General features: G+C 73.3%; 21 protein-coding genes. 9 read left to right on the top strand and 12 right to left on the bottom strand.

Annotation, left to right across the window (positions count from 1 at the left end; translation table 11 throughout):
- Window positions 1–57: 57 nt before the first annotated feature.
- From AMK29_RS11795 to AMK29_RS11785, 3 genes are all read right to left on the bottom strand, one after another.
- Window positions 58–717, bottom strand: a complete 660-nt coding sequence (locus AMK29_RS11795; protein ID WP_073811510.1) for a PadR family transcriptional regulator — start codon at window positions 715–717, stop codon at window positions 58–60.
- 94 nt (window positions 718–811) lie between these two features.
- Complete coding sequence (locus AMK29_RS11790; RefSeq protein WP_143202892.1) at window positions 812–1648, bottom strand: hypothetical protein; 837 nt, start codon at window positions 1646–1648, stop codon at window positions 812–814.
- Window positions 1649–1768: 120 nt separating this feature from the next.
- On the bottom strand, window positions 1769–3412 hold the full coding sequence (locus tag AMK29_RS11785; protein WP_073811505.1) for a protein kinase domain-containing protein: 1644 nt from the start codon (window positions 3410–3412) through the stop codon (window positions 1769–1771).
- A gap of 262 nt (window positions 3413–3674) precedes the next feature.
- On the opposite strand from AMK29_RS11785, the gene AMK29_RS11780 reads away from it, so the two are divergent.
- A complete protein-coding gene (locus AMK29_RS11780; protein ID WP_073811502.1) occupies window positions 3675–5306 on the top strand; it encodes a protein kinase domain-containing protein in 1632 nt (543 codons plus the stop codon).
- Between the two features lie 115 nt (window positions 5307–5421).
- Here the strand turns inward: AMK29_RS11780 and AMK29_RS11775 are convergent, their stop codons facing one another.
- The 3 genes from AMK29_RS11775 to AMK29_RS11765 form a co-directional block, all read right to left on the bottom strand.
- Complete coding sequence (locus AMK29_RS11775) at window positions 5422–6477, bottom strand: phosphotransferase (protein WP_073811500.1); 1056 nt, start codon at window positions 6475–6477, stop codon at window positions 5422–5424.
- Between the two features lie 15 nt (window positions 6478–6492).
- The gene (locus AMK29_RS11770) at window positions 6493–6945 is read right to left on the bottom strand and encodes a pyridoxamine 5'-phosphate oxidase family protein (RefSeq protein WP_073811497.1); all 453 of its coding nucleotides are present in this window, start codon (window positions 6943–6945) and stop codon (window positions 6493–6495) included.
- A gap of 94 nt (window positions 6946–7039) precedes the next feature.
- A complete protein-coding gene (locus tag AMK29_RS11765) occupies window positions 7040–7699 on the bottom strand; it encodes a response regulator (protein ID WP_073811496.1) in 660 nt (219 codons plus the stop codon).
- A gap of 339 nt (window positions 7700–8038) precedes the next feature.
- Between AMK29_RS11765 and pdhA the strand changes: the two genes are divergently transcribed.
- From pdhA to AMK29_RS11740, 5 genes are all read left to right on the top strand, one after another.
- On the top strand, window positions 8039–9229 hold the full coding sequence (gene pdhA, locus AMK29_RS11760) for a pyruvate dehydrogenase (acetyl-transferring) E1 component subunit alpha (protein ID WP_073811494.1): 1191 nt from the start codon (window positions 8039–8041) through the stop codon (window positions 9227–9229).
- Window positions 9230–9231: 2 nt separating this feature from the next.
- Window positions 9232–10212 carry an alpha-ketoacid dehydrogenase subunit beta gene (locus AMK29_RS11755; protein WP_073811492.1) on the top strand — a complete coding sequence of 327 codons (981 nt, stop codon included), beginning with the start codon at window positions 9232–9234 and terminating at the stop codon, window positions 10210–10212.
- A 31-nt stretch (window positions 10213–10243) separates the two neighbouring features.
- Entirely contained in the window at window positions 10244–11674 is a 1431-nt protein-coding gene (locus AMK29_RS11750; protein ID WP_073812164.1) for a dihydrolipoamide acetyltransferase family protein, read from the top strand.
- A 178-nt stretch (window positions 11675–11852) separates the two neighbouring features.
- Window positions 11853–12494 carry a GntR family transcriptional regulator gene (locus tag AMK29_RS11745; RefSeq protein ID WP_107422583.1) on the top strand — a complete coding sequence of 214 codons (642 nt, stop codon included), beginning with the start codon at window positions 11853–11855 and terminating at the stop codon, window positions 12492–12494.
- Entirely contained in the window at window positions 12491–13813 is a 1323-nt protein-coding gene (locus tag AMK29_RS11740; RefSeq protein ID WP_073811489.1) for an MFS transporter, read from the top strand. Before AMK29_RS11745 ends, AMK29_RS11740 begins: the two co-directional genes overlap by 4 nt.
- Before the next feature lie 24 nt (window positions 13814–13837).
- Here AMK29_RS11740 and AMK29_RS11735 read toward each other — a convergent pair whose 3' ends face one another.
- A complete protein-coding gene (locus AMK29_RS11735; RefSeq protein WP_073811487.1) occupies window positions 13838–14665 on the bottom strand; it encodes a maleylpyruvate isomerase family mycothiol-dependent enzyme in 828 nt (275 codons plus the stop codon).
- Window positions 14666–14820: 155 nt separating this feature from the next.
- On the opposite strand from AMK29_RS11735, the gene AMK29_RS11730 reads away from it, so the two are divergent.
- A complete protein-coding gene (locus tag AMK29_RS11730; protein WP_073811485.1) occupies window positions 14821–15618 on the top strand; it encodes a carbon-nitrogen family hydrolase in 798 nt (265 codons plus the stop codon).
- A gap of 95 nt (window positions 15619–15713) precedes the next feature.
- On the opposite strand, the gene AMK29_RS11725 is transcribed toward AMK29_RS11730, so the two are convergent.
- Both AMK29_RS11725 and yczR read right to left on the bottom strand, forming a co-directional pair.
- Complete coding sequence (locus tag AMK29_RS11725; RefSeq protein ID WP_073811483.1) at window positions 15714–16322, bottom strand: hypothetical protein; 609 nt, start codon at window positions 16320–16322, stop codon at window positions 15714–15716.
- Between the two features lie 65 nt (window positions 16323–16387).
- On the bottom strand, window positions 16388–17848 hold the full coding sequence (gene yczR, locus AMK29_RS11720) for an aminotransferase-like domain-containing protein (RefSeq protein ID WP_073811481.1): 1461 nt from the start codon (window positions 17846–17848) through the stop codon (window positions 16388–16390).
- A 64-nt stretch (window positions 17849–17912) separates the two neighbouring features.
- Between yczR and AMK29_RS11715 the strand changes: the two genes are divergently transcribed.
- Window positions 17913–19148 (top strand): trans-sulfuration enzyme family protein, encoded by a 1236-nt coding sequence (locus tag AMK29_RS11715; RefSeq protein ID WP_073811479.1) that lies wholly within the window; start codon window positions 17913–17915, stop codon window positions 19146–19148.
- An 85-nt stretch (window positions 19149–19233) separates the two neighbouring features.
- Here the strand turns inward: AMK29_RS11715 and AMK29_RS11710 are convergent, their stop codons facing one another.
- The 3 genes from AMK29_RS11710 to AMK29_RS36145 are packed head-to-tail and all read right to left on the bottom strand — an operon-like array spanning window position 19234 to window position 20989.
- Complete coding sequence (locus AMK29_RS11710) at window positions 19234–19728, bottom strand: LURP-one-related/scramblase family protein (protein WP_073811476.1); 495 nt, start codon at window positions 19726–19728, stop codon at window positions 19234–19236.
- A 32-nt stretch (window positions 19729–19760) separates the two neighbouring features.
- Entirely contained in the window at window positions 19761–20510 is a 750-nt protein-coding gene (locus AMK29_RS11705; protein ID WP_073811473.1) for a bestrophin-like domain, read from the bottom strand.
- 2 nt (window positions 20511–20512) lie between these two features.
- Entirely contained in the window at window positions 20513–20989 is a 477-nt protein-coding gene (locus tag AMK29_RS36145) for a hypothetical protein (RefSeq protein WP_073811471.1), read from the bottom strand.
- 966 nt (window positions 20990–21955) lie between these two features.
- Between AMK29_RS36145 and AMK29_RS36355 the strand changes: the two genes are divergently transcribed.
- Window positions 21956–22108 carry a hypothetical protein gene (locus tag AMK29_RS36355; RefSeq protein WP_158071309.1) on the top strand — a complete coding sequence of 51 codons (153 nt, stop codon included), beginning with the start codon at window positions 21956–21958 and terminating at the stop codon, window positions 22106–22108.
- The last annotated feature ends 15 nt before the right edge of the window (window positions 22109–22123 follow it).

Genomic DNA, 22123 nt, shown 5'->3' with positions numbered 1-22123 from the left:
GAACGAGCGGTGGAAAGGTCGTGCGTCGGTGCTACGGGGTGGGGCGCGGGTCTCCGGTCAGCGCGCCCCGGCCACGGGCGGCGCGTCCGGAGCGGGCGCGGCCGGCCGGGCGGCGGGTGCGGCTTCTTCGGTGCCCGGCCGGGCGGCGGGTGCGGCAGGAGCGTTCGCGGCCGTCGCCGACAGACGGATCAGCCGGGACTCGCAGTGGTCCAGCCAGCGCGCCTCGGCCTCGGTCTGGAAGATCAGCTGCTCCAGGACGAGCAGCCAGGCCACGTCGTCCCGCTCGCGGGCGGCGCTGCTCTCGACGGCGGCGAGGGCCTGGGCCTTGAGGCGGGTGTAGTCCTGCATCGCCTTCACGGTGTGCCGGCGCTGGGACTGGATGACGTCGCGGATGTCGACGCCGGGGGCGCCCACGGCCATGGCGAGCTTGATGGCCAGCTCGTCCCGGGCGGGGCTGGTGCGGTCCACCGGGTTCTCGAACCAGGTCCTGAGCTCGGCGCGGCCGCTGTCGGTGATCGTGTAGAGCGTGTGTCCGGCCGCGTCCTCGCCGCCCTGGGCGACCATGCCGTCGCGCTCCAGCCGGCTGAGGGTCGTGTAGACCTGGCCGACGTTGAGCGGCCAGGTGGAGCCGGTGCGCGACTCGAACTCCGTACGGAGCTGGGAGCCGTACCGAGGGCCGCGTTCGAGGAGGGCGAGAAGCCCGTGACGGATCGACATACTCAGTATGTATACCGGGTATGCCGTCGCGGACAACCGACCTGAGATGGAAGCGGTCGGTCCGCCTCAAGGGGGACGGGGCCGTCGGGGAGGCTCAGCGGCGGCGCATCCGCACCCCGAGAAAGCCGATGCCGAGCCCCATCAGGGCCAGCCCGACGCCCAGCGTGAGGACGGGAATCCGCTGGTCGACGAGGGCGGGGGCGGCTTCGGAGGCCCCGCGCGGCGCGGCGGCGGGCCGGCTCGCGGGCGCCACCTCCGTCAGGAGGGGGTCCTCCTCACGTACCGCTTCGGCCTCCCCCTCCTCGGCCTCGGCGGCGTCCGGGTCTGTTGCCGTTTCGGTACGGGAGTCGTCCGGCTCCGGGGTGCTGGGCGGCACGGAGCGCCCGGGCCGGGGCCGCCCCTCGCCGGCGGGCCGGCCCGCCAGGGAGGCGGAGCCGCTGGGGGCGGGGGCGTCGCTGGGCTCGGCGCTGGACGCGGACGGGCGGGGCGCCCCGGTGCCGGTCGGCGCGGGCGCGGGGGGCGGAGGCGTACCGGCGCTCCCGGGCCGCCCGGGCGCGACGGAGGCGGAGCCCGACCCGGAGCCGGGGCGGGGACCCGAACCCGGACCGGGACCGGAGCCCCAGCCGGGTCCCGTGGCGGACCCGGTCCCGCCGGAGGGGCGGGTGGGTGTGGCGGTCGTGGACGGCGCGGCGGCGGAGGAGCTCGACGCCGAGGCCGGAGGGGAGGCCGAGGTCGCCGACGGTGCGGGACTGGTGCCGGTCGCGGGCGGCGGAGCCGTGGTGCCCACGGGCGCGCCGGGCGCCTCCACCCGGTACGCCAGGCCCTGTCCGTACCCGAGGGGCGCGGCGTACAGGATGCACGCGCAGGTGAACACGCAGGTGAGCGCGGGGCCGAGAGCCCGCGCGCGTGCCCTGCGGAGTGCTGGAGTCACCGGGTGACCCCCTCCCGTACCGAGCAGCCGAGATCGTCGACTCAGCGTCACATGACGGGACGTTTCCGGCATCCGGGACGGGGTCAGTGGGTGTAACGGGGGGTCGGGCGGCCGGCGGGACTACTGCGGAGGGTTGCCCGTCGAGATCTTGAGGGTGAACTCGGCGTCCCCTGCGGTGATGTCCTCACCGGCCGGCGGGTACTGCTCCAGGACCGTGCCCTGGCCGTACGTCGACTCGTCCACCGGGGTCTGGGTCATGATCTTCCACCCGGCCGCCTGGACGCAGGCCTTCACCGACTGGATGTTCTTGTAGGTGAAGTTCGGGACCTCGAACTTCTCCGGGTCGTCGTTCGACTCCGTCGGCTGGGAGCACTTCTTCGGGTCGATCGTCTTGGTCAGGTCGGGACCCTTGTGGCCCGGGGCCACGGTCTGGCCCTGCTGCGTCTCCGTGCCGCCGGTGCCGCCCGCCTCCGTGCCCGGGTCCTTGTCCTTCTGGTTGAACGCCACGACCAGGCCGCCCACCGCGAGCAGGGCCGCGACGACCGCGCCCACGAGCACCGGCGTGCTCCGCCGGGAGCCGCCGCGCGAGGGCGCGGGCGTGTGCGGCGGGGCGTACGTCGCGGGGCCGGAGGGCTGGTACGACGCCGGGCCCGGGGACGGGGTCCGGTACTGCATCGGCGCGGGCGTCGGCGCCTGCTGCGGGTAGCCGTACGAAGGGGCGGGCGCGGGGGTCGCCGGGCCGTACGGGCCGGGCTGGTAGGGCTGCTGCACGCCGTGCGGGGTCGGCGGCGGGGTCTGGCCGACGGGCGGGAAGACCGCCGAGCCGACGCCCGCGCCGCTGCTGACCGGGCCGCCGCCCTGGACGATCACCGGGGCACCGGTCTGACCGGCTCCGAGCACCCGGAGGCACTCGTCGCGCATCGCCGCCGCGCTCGGGAACCGCTCGTTCGGGTTCTTTCGCAGCGCGCGGGCGACGAGCGCGTCCATCGCCGGCGTCACCGCCCGGTTGACGGTGGACGGGGCGACCGGCTCCTCCTGCACGTGCGCGTACGCGATGGCCAGCGGGGAGTCGGCGTCGAAGGGAAGACGGCCGGTGAGGAGCTGGAAGAGCATGATGCCGACCGAGTAGAGGTCGGAGCGGGCGTCCACCGCGCGGCCGAGGGCCTGCTCGGGGGAGAGGTACTGCGGGGTGCCGACGACCATGCCGGTCTGCGTCATCGACGTGACGCCGGACTGCATGGCCCGCGCGATGCCGAAGTCCATGACCTTGACCACGCCGCGCTTGGTCGTCATCACGTTGCCGGGCTTGATGTCGCGGTGGACCAGGCCCATCTCGTGGCTGACCTCGAGGGCCGCGAGCACGTCGGCCGTGACCTGCAGCGCCTTGTCGGCCGGCATCGCGCCGTACTGCCGGATGTCCGAGGCGAGGACCGAGCCGAGCGGCTGCCCCTCCACGTACTCCATGACGATGTACGGCATGACGGCGCCGTCGAGGGTGTCCTCGCCGGTGTCGAAGACCGAGACGATGTTGGTGTGCGACAGCTTCGCGACCGCCTGCGCCTCGCGCCGGAACCGCTCCCGGAAGGACTGCTCCCGGCCCAGCTCGGTGTGCAGCGTCTTGATGGCGACCTGCCGGTCGAGCGCGCTGTCGTAGGCCAGGTACACCGACGCCATGCCGCCCTCGCCGAGAAGGTCGCGCAGCTGGTACCGGCCGCCCGCGACCGAACCGCCCGCATAGCGGCCCTGTCCGCCGTCCTGGCTCATCTGTGCTTCCCCCTACGCGCGCGTGCGGCGTCGATCCGGATTTTCCTGGCCAAGTCTGCCCGAGGGCAGTGACACGTCAAGCCGGGTGCCCGTTCCGTGACCCTCCGCACAGGAACCGTTTCCGAAGCGGCGGAGGAAAGCGCCGAATTTGCACAGGTGTACGTCCACGGGGTTGGATGGCCGGTCCATCTCGGACCGTGATGTCGTACGGAGCCTGTAGCGTGACGACTGGACACGGCACGACAGACGACGGCGAGGACTGATGGCACCCGAATCCGGATCAGGTGGCGGTGTGCCGGACGCGTCGGCGGAGTCCTGGGGCGTCGGCGGAGTCGTCGGCGACGGGCGCTACCGCCTGACCCACCGACTGGGCCGCGGCGGCATGGCCGAGGTGTTCGCCGCCGAGGACGTGCGGCTCGGCCGCACCGTCGCGGTGAAGCTCCTCCGCGCCGACCTCGCCGAGGACCCGGTCTCCAAGGCCCGCTTCACGCGCGAGGCGCAGTCCGTCGCCGGGCTCAACCACCACGCGATCGTCGCCGTGTACGACTCCGGCGAGGACCTGGTGGCCGGCCGGCCCGTGCCGTACATCGTGATGGAGCTGGTCGAGGGCCGCACCATCCGCGACCTCCTGCTCAGCGCCGAGGCCCCCGGGCCCGAGCAGGCCCTCATCATCGTCTCCGGAGTGCTGGAGGCGCTGGCGTACTCGCACCAGCACGGCATCGTGCACCGCGACATCAAGCCGGCGAACGTGATCATCACCCACGGCGGCGCCGTCAAGGTCATGGACTTCGGCATCGCCCGCGCCCTGCACGGCGCGCAGTCGACGATGACCCAGACCGGCATGGTCATGGGCACCCCGCAGTACCTGTCGCCCGAGCAGGCCCTCGGCAAGGCCGTCGACCACCGCTCCGACCTGTACGCGACGGGCTGCCTCCTCTACGAACTCCTCGCGGCGCGGCCCCCCTTCACCGGCGAGACCCCGCTGTCCGTGGTGTACCAGCACGTCCAGGACGCGCCGATCCCGCCGTCCGACGTGGCCCAGGGCGCGCCGCCGGAGCTCGACGGCCTGGTGATGCGCTCGCTCGCGAAGGAGCCGGACGACCGGTTCCAGAGTGCCGAGGAGATGCGCGGCCTCATCCAGTACGGCCTGCAGATGCTCCAGCAGCAGGGCGGCCACACCGGCACGTGGAACACCGGACCGGTCGAGATGCACGACGGCGGGCACACCCCGGTCGGCGGCATGGCCGCGACGGCCGCCCTCGGGCACCCGGTGCACGGCGAGACCGCGCAGGGCGCGATCCTGCCGCCGGTCAACCCGGAGGACGGCGGGTACGGCGGTTACGACGGCGGTACGGGCGGCACCGGCGGCTACGGCCAGGACGGGTCCTACGGCCAGCACGGCAACGGCGGCCGCGGCAAGATGTGGCTGTTCGCGGCGCTCGCGGTGATCGCGGTCGTCGCCGGGGTCGTCTTCGCCCTCGACAAGACGGGCGAGAAGGGCGGCGAGAAGGGCGTCATCACGCCGACCGTCAGCACGGCGCCGTCGACCGTCTCCGAGGAACCCACTCCTTCGCAGGAGACCAGCGAGCAGCAGTCGCAGGACCCGGGCACGTCGGACGGTGGCCAGACGCAGGCCCCGTGGCCGCCGGAGACGACGTACAACCCGCCGGACCCCACGACCACGCCGCCGTCGCACGAGCCGACGGAGCCGACGACCACCCCGCCCACCACGACCACGGGCGCGCCGACGCCGACGGACGAACCGACGGGCGGCGAGACGACCGGCGGCGGGGAGCCGACCGGCGGCGAGACGACGGGTGGCGGCGAGCCCACCGGGGGCAACAACGGGAACCCGGGCACGACCCCGCCGGGCGCGGACCCGGACGCCGGCTGACCGACGCCGCGTGACCGACGCCACGTGGCCTCGGCTGACCGGCACCGGCTGACCGACCGGCACCACCTGACCGACGCCGACCGGCGTCAGCGGGGGTCGAGGACGGCGCGTCCGGTCACGCCGTGAAGGCGTCCCGGACCGCCGCGTACTCACGCGTCCACCAGACCGCCAGGGCCGACACCGCGGGAAACTGCGGGTCGGCCCTTCGGTCGTGCAGCTGGTAGCGCCAGCGCAGGGTCCAGAAGTCGTTGAGCCGCTCCCACCACACCCGGTGCGCCGCGGCCGCCAGCTCGGCCCGGTCGGCGCCCGCCGCCCGGCGGTACGCGCGCGCGTACGCCCGCACCTTCTCCAGGGCCAGCTCTCCGCCCGGCCGTACGAAGAAGATGGCGGCGGCCCTGACCGCCTCCTCGGCCCTGGGCCGGACCGCGAGCCGGTCCCAGTCGACGATCGCGGCGGGCTCCGCGCCCCGGTAGAGCAGGTTCAGCGGGTGGAAGTCGCCGTGCACCCAGCCGGCGGCCTCGGCGGGCGGCGGGCGGTGGTGGGCGTGCTGGGCGAGGAGCCGGCGCCGCTCCCTGAGCCGGTGCTCGGCGAGCGCGTCGAAGCTGTCGCGGGGGCGGTGCGCGCGGGCGAGGCGGATCAGTTCGTCGATGGCGCGGAAGGTGTCCTGGAGGTCGGCGCTCGCGCACCCGTCGCCCGCGGCCCCGGGCGCCCCGGCCGGTCCGCCGGCCGGGGGCTCCATCACCCGGTCGAGGGCGGTGTGGACCTGCCCGAGGAGGGTGCCGAGGCGCCGGGAGCAGCCGGCGGTGAGCTGCGTGCCGTCGCGGTGGCGTCCGTCGATCCAGGGGTGCAGGGCGTAGCAGTGGCCGCCGATGACGGCGACCGTGCGGCCGGTGGCGTCGGGCAGGGGTGGGGCGACGGGCAGGCCGAGGGCGTGCAGCCGCTGGGTGGCGCGGTGCTGGCGGGCGATGGTGGCGCGGTCGGCGGTGGGGGCGTCCAGGTGCTGCTTGAGGAAGTAGGTGCCGCGGGTGGTGGAAAGACGGAAGCCCCGGTTGAGGAGCCCCTCGGCGACCGGCACGCAGGACAGGGGTTCGCCGGCATGCCGGTGGCGGCGCAGCAGGGCCCCGACGGGCGGGGCGGCCGGCGAGGGGAGGGTTTCAGATGAGCGCGGCACCCGCCAGATGTTAGATCACGCTACGTGGTGCAGGTGTCGCCGTACGGAGCCGGGGGCCGGACGGGCCGTCGGGGTCTCGCTCGCGTAGTCGAGCGCGTGCACCGTCACGAACTGCGGTTCGATCCGCATGTAGACCGGGTCGAAGGTCTCCCCGTCCACCTGCTCGGGGTCGGCGCCGAAGGCCGCGAGCTCCTCCGCGGTCGGCTCGACGATCTCCGCGGTACCGGTGAACTGCACCGACCAGAGCTTCTCGGAGCCGGAGTTCAGGTTGTCCGCGCCGTACGCGACGACACTGCCGTTGCAGGCGCGGTGATAGCCCAGTGCCCGGTGCATCCGGATCAGGACGCGGCCGTCGACCACGAGGTGCCGGGCGGGGGCGACGAACGGCATCGCCCGCATGCTCGTCGCCACCCGGCCGTACGACACGCGGTTGAGCATCTCGATGGCGCGGATCTCGTCGGTGGACATGGTCTCCACTCTCCGTCACCGGCGCCGTGTCGGAGAAGGGGCCCCCTGGCCCCCCTTCAGGGGCCGTAAGTCCCGAGGCGCGGGTCCCCGGGGCTCAGTGGCGCTCCGCCTGGAGCCGCGCCACGTAGGCCGCGGCCTGCGAGCGCCGTTCCATCCCCAGCTTCGACAGCAGGCTGGAGACGTAGTTCTTGATGGTCTTCTCCGCGAGGTGGAGCCGCTCGCCGATGACCCGGTTGGTGAGGCCCTCGCCGATCAGGTCCAGGATCTTGCGCTCCTGCTCCGTCAGGTGGGCGAGCTTGTCGTCCCTCTTCGGGTTGTTGCCGTCGCGGAGCCGCTCCAGGACGCGGGCGGTCGCCACCGGGTCGAGCAGCGACTTGCCGGCCGCGACGTCCCGTACCGCGTTCAGCAGCTCGTTCCCCCGGATGGCCTTCAGGACGTATCCCGAGGCTCCGGCCATGATCGCGTCGAAGAGGGCCTCGTCGTCCGCGTAGGAGGTCAGCATCAGGCACTTGATGCCCTCGTCCCGCGACCGGATCTCGCGGCACACCTCCACCCCGCTGCCGTCGGGCAGCCGCACGTCGAGCACGGCCACGTCGGGGCGGGTCGCCAGGATCCTGACCAGGGCGTCCGCCGCGGTACCGGCCTCTCCGACGACCTCGATGTCGTCCTCCACGGACAGCAATTCGTGGACGCCGCGCCGGACCACTTCGTGGTCGTCCAGCAGAAATACCCGGATTTTTCCTTCTTCGCGCACGCAGTCAGTCTCACATATTGGCTCTTCCCGCGCCCGGGGTGCGCGGGATAACGTGCCGGTTGTTCCGACGAGGGAGTCGGGCCGTTGTCCACGCCCTGACCAGGGCGGAGTCCCCGCTTTTCACGATTTACTTGGAAATCCAAGCAAAATCGCAGGTCAGGTGGGGTTTCGCGGGAATGCCGCACTGTGGGTAACGTGCCTATGACGGCGTTCGTCGGGGCACCTGTCACGCCTGACCCCGACCGCGTCGCACCCACCCCGTGCGAAGGTACGGACAAGGCGGAGCCGCACTGGCCCACCCGGCGAACCCGGAGGCCGGACCGACGGAGGAGCACGCACGTGACCGTGGAGAGCACTGCCGCGCGCAAGACGACGCGACGCAGCAGCGGCACCAAGCGCACCGCAAGCGCGAGCACGAGCACCACCAAGAAGACGAGCGCGCGCGCCGCGGGAGCGACGGAGCCCGAGCTCGTACAGCTGCTGACGCCCGAGGGAGAGCGCGTCCAGCACCCCGATTACGACATCGACCTGAGCGCCGAGGAGCTGCGCGGTCTCTACCGCGACATGGTGCTCAGCCGTCGCTTCGACGCCGAGGCCACCTCGCTGCAGCGCCAGGGCGAGCTGGGCCTGTGGGCCTCGCTGCTCGGCCAGGAGGCGGCCCAGATCGGTTCCGGCCGGGCCCTGCGGGACGACGACTACGTCTTCCCCACCTACCGTGAGCACGCCGTCGCCTGGTGCCGCGGGGTCGACCCCACCAACCTGCTCGGCATGTTCCGCGGTGTGAACAACGGTGGCTGGGATCCCAGCACCAACAATTTCCACCTGTACACGATCGTTCTCGGCTCGCAGACCCTGCACGCCACCGGCTATGCCATGGGTATCACCAAGGATGGCGCGGATTCCGCCGTGATCGCGTACTTCGGTGACGGCGCCTCCAGCCAGGGCGACGTGAACGAGTCGTTCGTCTTCTCCGCGGTCTACAACGCCCCGGTCGTGTTCTTCTGCCAGAACAACCAGTGGGCCATTTCCGAGCCCATCGAGAAGCAGACGCGCGTCCCGCTCTATCAGCGCGCCGCCGGCTTCGGCTTCCCCGGTGTCCGCGTCGACGGCAACGACGTCCTCGCATGCCTGGCGGTGACCCGCTCGGCGCTGGAGCGCGCCCGCCGCGGCGAGGGCCCGACGCTCATCGAGGCGTACACCTACCGCATGGCCGCCCACACCACCTCCGACGACCCGACCCGCTACCGCCGGGACGCGGAGCGCGAGGAGTGGGAGGCCAAGGACCCGATCCAGCGCCTCAAGACGTACATGGAGAACGAGGGCCACGCCGACGCGGCCTTCTTCGAGGAGCTGGAGGCCGAGAGCGAGGCGCTCGGCAAGCACGTCCGCGAGGTCGTCCGCGCCATGCCCGTCCCGGAGCACATGGCGATCTTCGACAACGTGTACGCGGACGGGCACGCGCTCGTCGACGAGGAGCGGGCCCAGTTCGCCGCCTACCAGGCGTCCTTCGAGGGCGGAGAGGCCGAGTAACCATGGCTGTTCAGAAGCTTCCCCTCGCGAAGGCGCTCAACGAGTCACTGCGCAAGGCCCTGGAGACCGACCCCAAGGTCCTGATCATGGGTCTGGACGTCGGCAAGCTCGGCGGCGTCTTCCGGATCACCGACGGGCTGCAGAAGGACTTCGGCGAGGACCGGGTCATCGACACCCCGCTCGCCGAGTCCGGCATCGTCGGCACCGCGATCGGTCTCGCCCTGCGCGGCTACCGCCCGGTCGTGGAGATCCAGTTCGACGGCTTCGTCTTCCCGGCGTACGACCAGATCGTGTCCCAGCTGGCGAAGATGCGGGCCCGTTCGCTCGGCACGGTGAAGATGCCGATCGTCATCCGCATCCCCTACGGCGGCGGCATCGGCGCGGTCGAGCACCACTCCGAGTCCCCCGAGTCGCTCTTCGCGCACGTCGCGGGCCTCAAGGTCGTCACCCCGGCGAACTCCAACGACGCCTACTGGATGCTCCAGCAGGCGATCCAGAGCGACGACCCGGTCATCTTCTTCGAGCCCAAGCGCCGCTACTGGGACAAGGGCGAGGTCGACACCGAGGCCATCCCCGGCGAGCTGCACAAGGCCCGGGTCGCCCGCCAGGGCACGGACCTCACCCTGCTGGCCTACGGCCCGATGGTGAAGACCTGCCTGGAGGCGGCCGAGGCCGCCGCCGAGGAGGGCAAGTCGGTCGAGGTCGTGGACCTGCGCTCGATCTCCCCGCTCGACTTCGACACGATCCAGGCCTCGGTCGAGAAGACCGGCCGCCTGGTCGTCGTCCACGAGGCGCCGGTGTTCTTCGGCTCCGGCGCGGAGATCGCCGCCCGGATCACCGAGCGCTGCTTCTACCACCTGGAGGCCCCCGTCCTGCGGGTCGGCGGCTACCACGCGCCGTACCCGCCGGCGCGCCTGGAGGAGGAGTACCTGCCGGGTCTCGATCGCGTGCTCGACGCCGTCGACCGCTCGCTGGCGTACTGAGGAGAGCACCGTGACGATCCGCGAATTCAAGATGCCCGACGTGGGCGAGGGCCTGACCGAGGCCGAGATCCTCAAGTGGTACGTCCAGCCCGGTGACACCGTCACCGACGGGCAGGTCGTGTGCGAGGTCGAGACGGCCAAGGCCGCGGTCGAGCTGCCGATCCCCTTCGACGGCACGGTCCACGAGCTGTGCTTCCCCGAGGGGACGACGGTCGACGTCGGCCAGGTCATCATCTCGGTGAACGTCGGCGGCGGGGCCGCGCCCGCGCCCGAGGCCCCGGTGGCCGAGGCCGCTCCCGCGGTGGTGGCCCCCGCCGCCCCGGAGGCCGGGGAAGAGGAGCCCAAGGGCCGTCAGCCCGTCCTCGTCGGCTACGGCGTGGCCGCCAGCTCCACCAAGCGCCGGGCGCGCAAGGCCCCGGCCGGTTCCGCTCCGGTCGCCCCGGCCCAGGCCCCGGCCGGTACCGCTCCGGTCGCACCGGCCCAGGCGGCGCCCGTCGCCGTCTCCGTACCGGAGCAGCTCAACGGGCACGGTCCGGCCGGCGCCCGGCCGCTGGCCAAGCCGCCGGTCCGGAAGCTCGCGAAGGACCTCGGCGTCGACCTCGCGACGGTCACGCCGACCGGCCCGGACGGCGTCATCACCCGTGAGGACGTGCACGCGGCGGCCGCTCCGGCGCCCGCGCCGGCCGTCGCGGCTCCGGCCCCGGCACCGATCGCGGCCCCGGCCCCGGCCGAGGCGCCCGCTCCGCTCGTCTCCACCGACGCCCGCGAGACCCGCGTGCCCGTGAAGGGCGTGCGGAAGGCCACGGCGGCGGCGATGGTCGGTTCGGCCTTCACCGCCCCGCACGTCACCGAGTTCGTGACCTTCGACATCACGCGCACGATGAAGCTGGTCGAGGAGCTCAAGTCCGACAAGGACATGGCGGGCCTGAGGGTCAACCCGCTGCTCCTCGTCGCCAGGGCCGTCCTGGTCGCGATCAAGCGCAACCCGGAGATCAACGCGGCCTGGGACGAGGCGGCGCAGGAGATCGTCCTCAAGCACTACGTGAACCTGGGCATCGCCGCGGCCACCCCGCGCGGTCTGCTCGTGCCGAACATCAAGGACGCGCACGCGCAGACGCTGCCCCAGCTCTCGGCGTCCCTGAGCGAACTGGTCTCCACCGCACGCGACGGGAAGACGACCCCCGGGGCCATGCAGGGCGGCACCTTCACCATCACCAACGTCGGCGTCTTCGGCGTCGACACCGGTACGCCGATCCTCAACCCCGGCGAGTCCGCGATCCTCGCGTTCGGTGCGATCAAGCTCCAGCCGTGGGTCCACAAGGGCAAGGTGAAGCCGCGTCAGGTCACCACGCTGGCCCTCTCCTTCGACCACCGGCTGGTCGACGGCGAGCTCGGCTCCAAGTTCCTGGCGGACGTCGCCGCGATCCTGGAGCAGCCGAAGCGTCTGATCACCTGGGCGTAGTAATCGGGTTCGTCTGTTTCACGTGAAACGTCCGGCGGTGGCCTCGGCCACCGCCGGACGTCTTCGCATCCGCCCCCGTCCACCGCCGGACGCTCCCGCCCACCGTCGAGCGCCCCCACCGCGTCCACATCTCGGACGCGGCCGCCTGTTGCACCTCTGTTGTATCTATGCTGTGTTCATGGCATCCGCACCCCCCGCAGCCGACCGCGTCTACATGCACGTCAAGCAGGCCGTACTCGACCGGCGCTACGAGGGGGGCACGCTACTCACCGAAGGGGAACTCGCCCTCGCCGTGGGGGTGTCCCGTACGCCGGTCCGCGAGGCGCTCCTCAAGCTGGAGATGGAAGGGCTGCTCAAGCTCTATCCGAAGAAGGGCGCCCTCGTCCTCGCCGTCTCCGCCCAGGAGATCGCCGACGTCGTGGAAACCCGTCTGCTCGTCGAGGAGTTCGCCGTCCGCCGGGCCGTGCCCGCGCCCGCCTCGCTCGTCGAGCGGCTCGAAGAGCTCCTGGAGGAGCAGAAGCAGCGTGCCGAGGCCGGGGACCTCGCCGAGGTCGCCGTCACCGACCGCTGCTTCCACGCCGAGATCGTCCGCCACGCCGGCAACCAGATACTGTCCCGCCTCTACGACCAGCTCCGCGACCGCCAGTTGCGCATGGGCGTCGCCGTGATGCAGTCCCAGCCCGACCGCGTCGCCAAGAACATCACCGAGCACGCCGAGATCCTCGACCGGATCAAGGCCGGCGACGTGGAGGGCGCCGCGTTCTGCGTCCGTCAGCACCTCAGCTGGGTCAAGGTCCTGGTCCGGGGTGAGGACCGGTGAGCCGCCACGGCCAGAACCGGTACGGCTCCTCCGTCACCCTCCCCGGAGACCCGCCCGGCGGCCGCCGCGCCGCACTCGTCTGGGGCGTCGGTGTCGCCGTCTACTTCGTCGCCGTCATCTTCCGCACGTCCCTCGGGGTGGCCGGCCTCGACGCCGCCGACCGCTTCGGCGTCAACGCCTCCGAGCTCTCCACCTTCTCCATACTCCAGCTGCTCGTCTACGCGGGCATGCAGATACCCGTCGGCCTCATGGTCGACCGGCTCGGCACCAAGAAGGTCCTCGTCCTCGGCGTCGTCCTGTTCACCCTCGGCCAGCTGGGCTTCGCGCTCTCCCCCTCGTACGGCACCGCCCTCGCCTCCCGCGCCCTCCTGGGCTGCGGCGACGCCATGACCTTCATCAGCGTCCTGCGGCTCGGCTCCCGCTGGTTCCCCGCCCGCCGGGGCCCGCTCATCGGCCAGGTCGCCGCCCTCTTCGGCATGGCCGGGAACCTCGTCTCCACCGTCTTCATCGCCCGCGCCCTGCACGGCCTCGGCTGGACGACCACCTTCGTCGGCAGCTCCCTCGCGGGTGTCCTCGTCCTCGTCCTGCTGCTGCTCTTCCTCAAGGACCACCCCGAGGGGTACGAACCCCAGCCTTCCCCCCACGCGGGCGCCGCCTTCGTCCGACGCCAGATCGCCGCGTCCTGGCGGGAGCCCGGCACCCGCCTCGGCATGTGGGTGCACTTCACCACCCAGTTCCCCGCGATGGTCTTCCTGCTCCTCTGGGGCCTGCCCTACCTCGTCGAGGCGCAGGGCCTCTCCCGGTCGGCCGCCGGCGGGCTGCTCACCCTCGTCGTCCTGTCGAACATGGTCGTCGGACTCGCGTACGGGCAGATCATCGCCCGTCACCACGCGGCCCGCGCCCCGCTCGCCCTCGGCACGGTCGCCGCCACCGCCCTGATGTGGGGCGCCACCCTCGCGTACCCCGGTGACCACGCGCCGATGTGGCTGCTCGTCACCCTCTGCCTGGTCCTCGGCGCCTGCGGGCCGGCCTCCATGATCGGCTTCGACTTCGCCCGCCCGGCGAACCCGCCCGAGCGCCAGGGCACCGCGTCCGGCATCGTCAACATGGGCGGTTTCGTGGCCTCGATGACGACCCTGCTCGCCGTGGGCGTGCTGCTCGACGCGACCGGCGACAACTACCGGATCGCGTTCTCGTCCGTCTTCGTCCTCGAAGCCCTCGGGGTCGTCCAGATCCTGCGGCTCAAGGCCCGCACCCACCGCAGGGAACGCGAACGGCTGGTCGCCAGCCGCGTGGAGGCCGTCCACGTCCCCGTCTGACGGGGACCGGGCGGCCGGCGGGAGCTACCGGGGCGTCACCGCGAAGTTGTCGAGGATCGCCCGAGCCAGCTCCTTGTCGCCCTCCACCTTGACCCGGCCGGCCACGTCGGCGGGCCGGACCCGGCCGCAGGCGAGGCGTACGTACGTCTCCCAGTCCGTCGCGAGCGTCACCGCGGGACCCAGCGACGGCGCCCCGTCGATCGATCCCCGGCCGTCCGCGTCGACCCGGACCGTCCGCAGGAACTCGACCGGCCCGCTCACGTCCACGACCACCGCCGACGACGCCGGCGCCCCCGCGTCCTTGGCGACCACCTTCGGCAGCGCCTCCAGGAGCACGTCACGCGTCACGTGCGCGCCCGCCGAGTCCAGGTTGCCCGGCACCCCGAGCGCCGTCCGCAGGTCCTGCTCGTGCACCCACACGTCGAAGGCACGCATGCGGTACGCCAGTTCCAGGGACTGCTCCGCGCCGAGGGGCGCGCGGATCAGGTGCTCGGGGGAGCGGTTCTCGTTGCGGAGCTGCCGGGCCCGGCGGATGAGGATGTACTCCAGCTCCGAGGTCATCTCCGGCGCCGTGTGGTGGCGCCGCACATCGACCTGGACCTCCATGTAGCGCGCGAAGTCGCTGCGTACGTGGTAGAGATCGCGGGGCAGGGAGTGGATCGGCCGCGGGTCGCCGAGCATCTCCGTCTCCATGCCGATCACATGGGACACGATGTCCCGGACCGACCAGCCCGGGCACGGTGTCGGCCGGTTCCACTCGCCCTCCACGAGCGGCTGAACCAGCTCGGCTATCGCCTCGATGGAATGGGTCCAGGCGTCGGCGTAGTTCTGGAGGCTGGGATGGACGGTCACGGGACCCCTCGGCGGTTCTTCGGTGCGCGGGCTGAAAACACGACTGGGTGGGAGGCTCGGACGCTAAGTTACGCTGCCCGAAGGCACCCCGGCAGTGCTTTCGTGTGACGATCGTAGGCCGGTGTTGACGGCTCGAATGCCAGGACGGTGGTAGTGTGCGCGCCTCGCTGATCCAGATCGCGGTAGACCCGGACGAACCGGTCGACGCCAGGCGGGCCCGCGTGGCCCGTCTCGTACGCGAGGAATCCGGCCACGCCGACCTCGTCGTCCTGCCGGAACTGTGGCCCATGGGCGCCTTCGCCTACGAGTCGTTCGCCGCCGAGTCCGAGCCGCTGAACGGCCCCACGCACCGGGCGATGGCGGCCGCCGCGCGCGACGCCGGGGTCTGGCTGCACGCCGGGTCCTTCGTCGAGGCGGAGGGCGGCGCCCTCTACAACACCTCGCTCGTCCTCTCCCCCGACGGCGAACTCGCGGCCTCCTACCGGAAGATCCACCGCTTCGGCTTCGACAAGGGCGAGGCGGTGATGATGGCCGCGGGGGAGGACCTCGTCACCGTCGACCTGCCGCACCTCACCGTCGGCATCGGCACCTGCTACGACCTGCGCTTCCCCGAGCTCTTCCGCGGGCTCGTCGACGCCGGGGCCCAGGCCTTCGTCGTCCCGGCCGGCTGGCCGGCCCGCCGCCGCGCCCACTGGACCCTCCTCGCCCAGGCCCGTGCCGTCGAGAACCAGGCGTACGTCCTGGCCTGCGGCACGGCGGGCACCCACGCGGGCGTCGAGCAGGCCGGCCACTCGATCGTCGTCGACCCCTGGGGCGAGGTCCTCGCGGAGGCGGGCCCGGACGAGGAGATCCTGCGGGTCGACCTCGACCCGGCGAAGGTCGCCACGACCCGCGAACAGTTCCCGGCCCTCAAGGACCGGGTGCTCGGGCTCGCCACGCCGCGGCGGGACTGAGGCCCGCACCCCGCGGTCGCGGCGGGACTCGGTCCGCGGGGTGCGGCCCCGGGCGTCGGTACCGGGACTGAGGCCCGCACCCGCGGCCGCGGGGGTCAGTACTGGGACTCGGTCCAGAAGTGGGTCACGCGGGAGATGCCCGCCCTCACGGCGCCGATCCGCGTCAGGGCGGACCGGTCGACGCCCGCGAAGATCAGCCCGAGGGCCAGGTCCCCGCCCTCGGCGCGCCCGGCGGCCTGCACGGAGAGCCTGCGGTTCCTGCCGCGCCCGGACTCGCGGACGGTGATCGTGACCCCGGGGTCCTCGTCGTCGGCCTCGCGGGTCAGCACGTACCCGTGCTTGTCGAGGGCCGCGAGCCGGTAGCGGTCGCCCGCGTACCGCATGGCCACGGCCCGCTGCGCGAGGGTGGCGCCGAAACGGTTCCGGTCCAGGTACACCATCCGGTCGCCGACCCGCAGCGTGGAGCGGTTGAGGGTCGGCAGCGTGAGCCCCTCCGCGTGTATCCCGCGCGCCTCGAACGAGGTGGTCGGGAGCAGCCCGCCGCGCAGCTCCGAGACGATCGACTCGGGCGTGGTCCGGGGCAGGGGGCAGGTCAGGACGATCTCGCCGAACTCCGGCGAGACCCCCTTCCAGCCCGCGCTGTAGTGGTGCCTGTTCCCTTCCTTCCACGCCTGGAGGGCGAACGGGGTGACGTCGGTGTGCATGCCGGGGACTCCTTCTCGGTACGACGGCGGGTACGACGGCGCGGTACGACGGTCAGGTGAGGCGCTCAGAGCGTGATGCCCCGCAAGGACGCCCGTTCCGGCGCCGGGCCCGGGGTGTACTCCGCCCACGCCGCCGCCAGTCTCCGTACCGCCTCCGTCAGGATCCCGGGCGGCGCGAGGTGGTGGAGCCGGAGGTGGCGGAGGCTGCCGCCGAGCGCGTCGGTCGTCGCGCCCGGCAGGACGGCCACCCCGTGGCGCAGGGCGAGTTGGGCGAACGTGACGCCGTCGCCGTGGGGGAGCCGTACCCACAGCGTCTGACCGCCCGTGGCCGGCGCGCAGGACCAGGAGGGCAGGAGGCGGCCCAGCTCGGCCCTGAGGTGGTCGTGGCCCGCGCGCACCGACGCCAGCCGGGCCGCGAGGACCGGGCCGAAGCCGTCGAGGAGGCGGACCGCGGCGAGTTGGGACGGCAGGTCGCTGCCGAGGTCGTGGAGGGCCTTGAGCCGGGCGAGGCGGGCGACCAGCGGCGCCGGACCGCGCAGCCAGCCGATGCGCAGCCCGCCCCACACCACCTTGCTCAGCGAACCGACCGCGATCACCTCGCCGTACGAGGACAGCGGAGGCCCCGGCGGCGACGCGGTGTCGAACGCCAGGTCCGTCAGCACCTCGTCGTCCACGAGCGGCACGCCCAGCGCGTTCGCCGCCTCCACCAGCCTGCGTCCGGCGAGCGGCGGCAGCACCGCGCCCGTGGGGTTCTGGAACCGTGCCACCACATAGGCCAGGGACGGACGGTGACGCTCCATCAGCCGGACCGCCTCCGCCACGTCCACCCCGTCCGGCCCGACCGCCACCGGGAGCGGTACGGCGGCCGCCTCCCGGAACAGGTCGAGCGCCCCCGGATACGTCGGCGCCTCCACCAGCACCTCGTCCCCCGGCGCGAGCAGCAGCCGGGTCAGCAGCGACAGCGCCTGCTGCGCCCCGGTCGTGACCAGGATCTGCCCCGGGTCCGTCGGCACCCCGCGCGCCGCGTACCGCCCGGCGACCGCCGTCCGCAGCGCCGCGAGACCGGCCGGGTGGTAGCCGATGTCACCGTCGGGCAGGACGAGCGAGCGGTACGCCTCCGCCAGCTCGGGCGGCGGCTGCGAGGGGGCCGCGCAGCTCAGCAGGATCACGTCGTCCGGCGCCTCCAGGAGGTGCAGGAAGAGCGGGTTCGACGTCTCGGTGACCCGGGGCGCCTCCGGGGCGAGCGCCGGGCGCGCGACGCGGGTCCCGCTGCCCTGCCGCCGCACGAGCCGCCCCTCCTGCCGCAGCGTGTCGTAGGCCGCGACCACCGTCGTACGGCCCACGGCCAGGGCCTTCGCGAGCCGCCGGTCCGGCGGCAGGAGCGCGCCCGGCGGCAGCGCGGCCTCGTCGATCAGCCGGCGCAGCCGGGCCGCGAGCAGCAGGTACAGCGGCCCGCGCCCGGCCGACCAGCGGCCGAGGCGGGCGACGAGACGGTCCAGGTCCAGCGAGACGTCGATTGGCTCCATCGCCGGACCAATCTGCCGGGATTGGCCCTGGGAAGGCAAGCGGCGGGTCCACAGACTGGATCGCATGAGCCACGCCGACGACTCCGCCGCCACGCCCCTCCGCCCCGTACCGCCCGGCGCCGACACGGTCCGCCCCGAGACCCTCGCCGTCCATCCGCCGCACGTGGAGATCACGGGCAGCAGGCCCCTCGGCGTCCCCCTGCACCAGGGCCACGTCTTCGCCTTCGACTCGGCCGACGCCCTCGCCACCGCCTTCACCTCGGCGGACGCCTTCCTCTACAGCCGCCTCGGCAACCCCACCGTCCGCACCCTGGAGGACGCCGTCGCCCGCCTCGAAGGCGGAGCCGCCGGCCTCTCCTTCGCCTCCGGCATGGGCGCCGTCAACGCCGTCCTGCTCGGCCTGCTGTCCAGCGGCGACCACGTCATCGCCCAGAGCTGCCTGTACGGCGGCACGTACGCGGTCCTCACCGACCTCGCCACCCGCTGGGGCGTCGACGTCACGTACGTCTCCGGGACCGACCCCGAGGAGGTGCGGGCGGCCCTGCGCCCCCGGACCCGGCTCCTCTACCTGGAGACCATCGCCAACCCGACCACCCGCGTCTCCGACCTGCCCGCGCTCGCCGCCGTCGCGGCCGGGGCGGGTGTCCCGGTCGCCGTCGACAACACCTTCGCCTCGCCGCTCCTGTGCCGCCCCCTCGACCACGGCGCCGACATCGTCGTCCACTCGGCCACCAAGTACCTGGCCGGGCACGCGGACGTCCTCGGCGGCGTCGCCGTCTTCAAGGACCGGGAGCTGTACGGCAGGGTCCGCCACCACGCCGTCGAACAGGGCGCCTCCACCGACCCGTTCGCCGCCTGGCTGACCCTGCGTGGCATGCAGACCCTGTCGCTGCGCATGGAACGGCAGTGCGCGAGCGCCGCCGACCTCGCGGCCCGGCTCGCCGCGCACCCGGCCGTCGCGGCCGTACGCCACCCGGCCCTCGCGAGCCACCCGGACCGGGAGATCGCCGCCCGTCTGCTGCCGGGCGGGGGCGGCGGGGTGATCTCGGTCGACCTCGCGGGCGGCCGGGAGGCGGGCCGTACCTTCGTCGAGGCGGTGCGCCTCGCCTCCCTCAGCGTCTCCCTCGGCGACGTGAAGACCCTGGTGATGCACCCGGCCTCCACCTCCCACCACCAGCTCGACGCGGCGGCCCTGGCGGCTGCCGGGATCGGCCCCGGCACGGTCCGGATCTCGGTCGGCATCGAACACGTCGAGGACCTGTGGACGGACCTGGAGCAGGCCCTGCGGAAGGCCGCGTAGCGGAGGCCGCGTGGGGAAGGCCGCCTGGCGGAGGGCCGCGTGGCTGAAGGCCGCGTATCGGATGGCCGCCTTGGGGGAGGGTCGTCTAGTCGTCCCCCCGCTCGCGCTCGGCCATCCGGATCACGCACACCGCCACGGCGACGAGCAGGGCGGCGTCCGCGTCCTCACGGACCACGTTCACCGCGTACGTCTCGCGGACGTGGAACCACTGCCGGGAGATGTGGGCCAGGAGTTCACCCTCGTACTCGACGATGAACTCCCGGTCCAGGATCCGGCCGCTGACGTCCAGTTCGGTGCCCTCGACGAGCGTCACCCGGAAGTGGTTGCGCAGCAGCGAGAGCCGTTTGCGGCGGATGGTCGCGAGCGGCCGCTCGTCCCGCTCGACGGTCATGGCGTCCCGCAGGCTGAACATCTTCTGCCGCAGCGTGATCAGGACCTGCCCGTCGGGGTCCTTCAGCTCCAGCGTGTCCCGCAGCCGCAGCGCCTTCCCGTCGACGAGGAAGGCGTGGCGGCCCTGCTCGTCCTCGATCCAGTAGTCGTCACCGATCGCGAAGATCTTGTCCCGTACGAGATATTTCACGCCGGTATGCCTGCCCGTACGAGCGGCGGTTCTCACCCGAAGTAGCGGGTGAACGCGTCCGGGGTCGCCCCGAGCGTCGCGCCGAACGGCGAGTCGAGCTGGTGGATCAGCAGCACCGTGAACGCGATGAAGCCCGCCAGGCCCATCACCATCACCACATGGGTGGCGCTCCTCCTGATCCCGAACAGGAACATGAACGCCAGCGTCAGCGTGCCTCCGATGAGCAGCCCCGCCCAGAGCACCGGGGAGAGCCGCTCCTGCGCCGCCGCCTCCCGTCCGCGCCGCGCGTCGTCGACGTAGCCGAGCTGGGCGAGGACCTCCTGGGCGGCGATCTGCTGCGGCACCTTCGCGGAGTCCTCCACCTCACCGGCCCGCCGCAGCTGTTCGAGGAGCCGCCAGCCGGACGCGTCGAGCGGTTCGCGTTCCGCCATCACCGGCCACTCGACGTCGACGACATGGCCGGCGTACGTCCGGGCCGCGTCGCGCAGCGGCTGCCGCCGGTCGGCGGGGAGCGCGTCCGCGAGCAGGTACATCTGGTGGAGGGCGCTCGCCTCGGCCTGGACGTGGTCGGCGGCGGAGGAGCGGGTGTCCCAGACGGAGACGAGGCAGAGGCCGAGGACGACGGCGTAGAGCACCGACACCATCATGGCGATGTACTCGGCGACGTCCTCGCGCGGCTCCTCTTCCTCGCCGAGGGGGAACAGCCTGGTCTTGGCGACGACGGCGAGGGCGGCGACGAGTGCGACGCCGAGGACGACGACGAGCGTTTCGAGCAGGGCCACGGTCAGCTTCTCCGGTTGCCGAGGAGGGCGGCCGCGAGGGCCGCCGGGATCAGGAGCAGCAGCAGCATCGTCACGACGCCGAACTCACCCGCCTCCCTCCCCCGCCGCCGCAGCCGCCCCAGGAACCCCTCGGAGTCGAGAGCGGCGGCGCGACGGACGACGGGCGGACGGACACCGGAGTCGACACCGCCGACCTCGGCACTGATGCCGGTGCCGGTGCCTCCGGTGGTGGCGGGGTCGGGGCCGGTCCCGGGCGGTCCGATGGGCAGGACCGTGGCCAGGGCGGCCGGGGGATCGACTCCGGCGAACGCGGCTCCGGGGGGTGCGGGCAGCCCGGGCGGGACGACAGCCTCGGGCGCCCTGGCCCCTGCTGCCGCCGGCGCCGCTGCCGTGTCGGCCCCGGCGCCGGTGGTGGGCGGCGCCCCGGCCGCTGCCGTGCCGGCCAGGGTCCCGGCACCGGTCCTCGCCGCGCCGCCCACCGCGGTACCGCCCCCGGGGGCGGCAGTCCCGGGCGCCCCGGCCCCGGCCGCGTCCTCTCCGGGCGGCGCCGCGCCGGGCTGCCCGGCCCCCGCCCCCGGGGCGGCGCGTCCGGGTGCTGCGGGAGCCCCCGGCACCCCGGGTGGCGGCACGCCGAGCGCGCCCACCGTCCCCGTACCCGCCCCACCGACGGAACCCCCGCCGGAATTTCCGCCGGAACCCCCTCCGGAACCCCCTCCTGTCCCCCCTGCGGAGGCCCCTCCGGCACCCCCGACGGAACCCGCCACCGTCCCCCCTGCGGAGGCCCCGCCGGCGCCTCCTCCCGATCCCGCGGAGACCCCTCCGGAGCTCCCTCCGGCACTCGTCGCAGCGGCCGCTCCAGACCCCCCGCCCCCTTCGGGGACCACCCCGCTGTACCCGGCGCGGGCGGTCGCGGTGAGCCGCCGTCGGAGCGACGGGACGGCGCCCTCCGCGCGGACGGTGCCCCAGTGCATGCCGGGTGCCGCGCGGAACCTGGCGACGCAGTCGAACTCCTCGGCCGCGGGCAGCGGCTTCCCCGGGCAGCGCACGGACCCGGCGGGGACCTGGGGGTCGACGACCCGGACCCCGTGCAGGTCCGCCTCCCCGTGGTTCACGAGGCGGTAGCGCACCACGACCTGTCCTCCAGCCCGGATGTCGGGCGGCCGCCGCCCGGTGTCGCCCCGGCCGTTCACGGTCACGGTGAGCCGTAGACCCCCGTCGCCGGTCCCACCCGCCCGCGCGAGAGCCACGGGCAGTGCCACGCCCGGCAGGACGAGCAGCACCACCAGGAGTCCCCCGCTCACCCGATGGCGGGAAAAGTGTGATGATCCGATCAAGCGTTCCGGCATGCCCGCCATGCTCACCAGCGCCCGCCCCCACCCCGCTCCCGGACACGCGCCCCCGCCCCACCCGGCCCCCTCTTTCCACCCGTACGGCACCCTTGACACATGAACGACTCCGCGCCCGCACCCGCACCCCGCCGTGCCCGTGTCCGCGCCCCCGAGCTGATCGGCAAGGGTGGCTGGCTGAACACGGGAGGGAACGACCTGACCCTCGCCGACCTGCGAGGAAAGATCGTTCTGCTCGATTTCTGCGAATAGACAACAGGGCACCGA

Origin of the sequence: Streptomyces sp. CB02261, from assembly GCF_001905665.1 — a bacterium.
Lineage (GTDB): Bacteria > Actinomycetota > Actinomycetes > Streptomycetales > Streptomycetaceae > Streptomyces.
The sequence above is the reverse complement of the archived record's forward strand: the minus strand, read 5'-3'. Positions and strand labels throughout refer to the sequence as shown.

Coding starts and splice junctions, on each gene's coding strand:
- AMK29_RS11780 (WP_073811502.1), top strand. CDS start 3,675: ATGGCACCCGAATCCGGATCAGGTGGCGGTGTGCCGGACGCGTCGGCG.
- AMK29_RS11750 (WP_073812164.1), top strand. CDS start 10,244: ATGCCCGACGTGGGCGAGGGCCTGACCGAGGCCGAGATCCTCAAGTGG.
- AMK29_RS11745 (WP_107422583.1), top strand. CDS start 11,853: ATGGCATCCGCACCCCCCGCAGCCGACCGCGTCTACATGCACGTCAAG.
- AMK29_RS11795 (WP_073811510.1), bottom strand. CDS start 717: ATGTCGATCCGTCACGGGCTTCTCGCCCTCCTCGAACGCGGCCCTCGG.
- AMK29_RS11770 (WP_073811497.1), bottom strand. CDS start 6,945: ATGTCCACCGACGAGATCCGCGCCATCGAGATGCTCAACCGCGTGTCG.
- AMK29_RS11755 (WP_073811492.1), top strand. CDS start 9,232: ATGGCTGTTCAGAAGCTTCCCCTCGCGAAGGCGCTCAACGAGTCACTG.
- yczR (WP_073811481.1), bottom strand. CDS start 17,848: ATGGAGCCAATCGACGTCTCGCTGGACCTGGACCGTCTCGTCGCCCGC.
- AMK29_RS36355 (WP_158071309.1), top strand. CDS start 21,956: ATGAACGACTCCGCGCCCGCACCCGCACCCCGCCGTGCCCGTGTCCGC.
- AMK29_RS11725 (WP_073811483.1), bottom strand. CDS start 16,322: ATGCACACCGACGTCACCCCGTTCGCCCTCCAGGCGTGGAAGGAAGGG.
- AMK29_RS11785 (WP_073811505.1), bottom strand. CDS start 3,412: ATGAGCCAGGACGGCGGACAGGGCCGCTATGCGGGCGGTTCGGTCGCG.
- AMK29_RS11715 (WP_073811479.1), top strand. CDS start 17,913: ATGAGCCACGCCGACGACTCCGCCGCCACGCCCCTCCGCCCCGTACCG.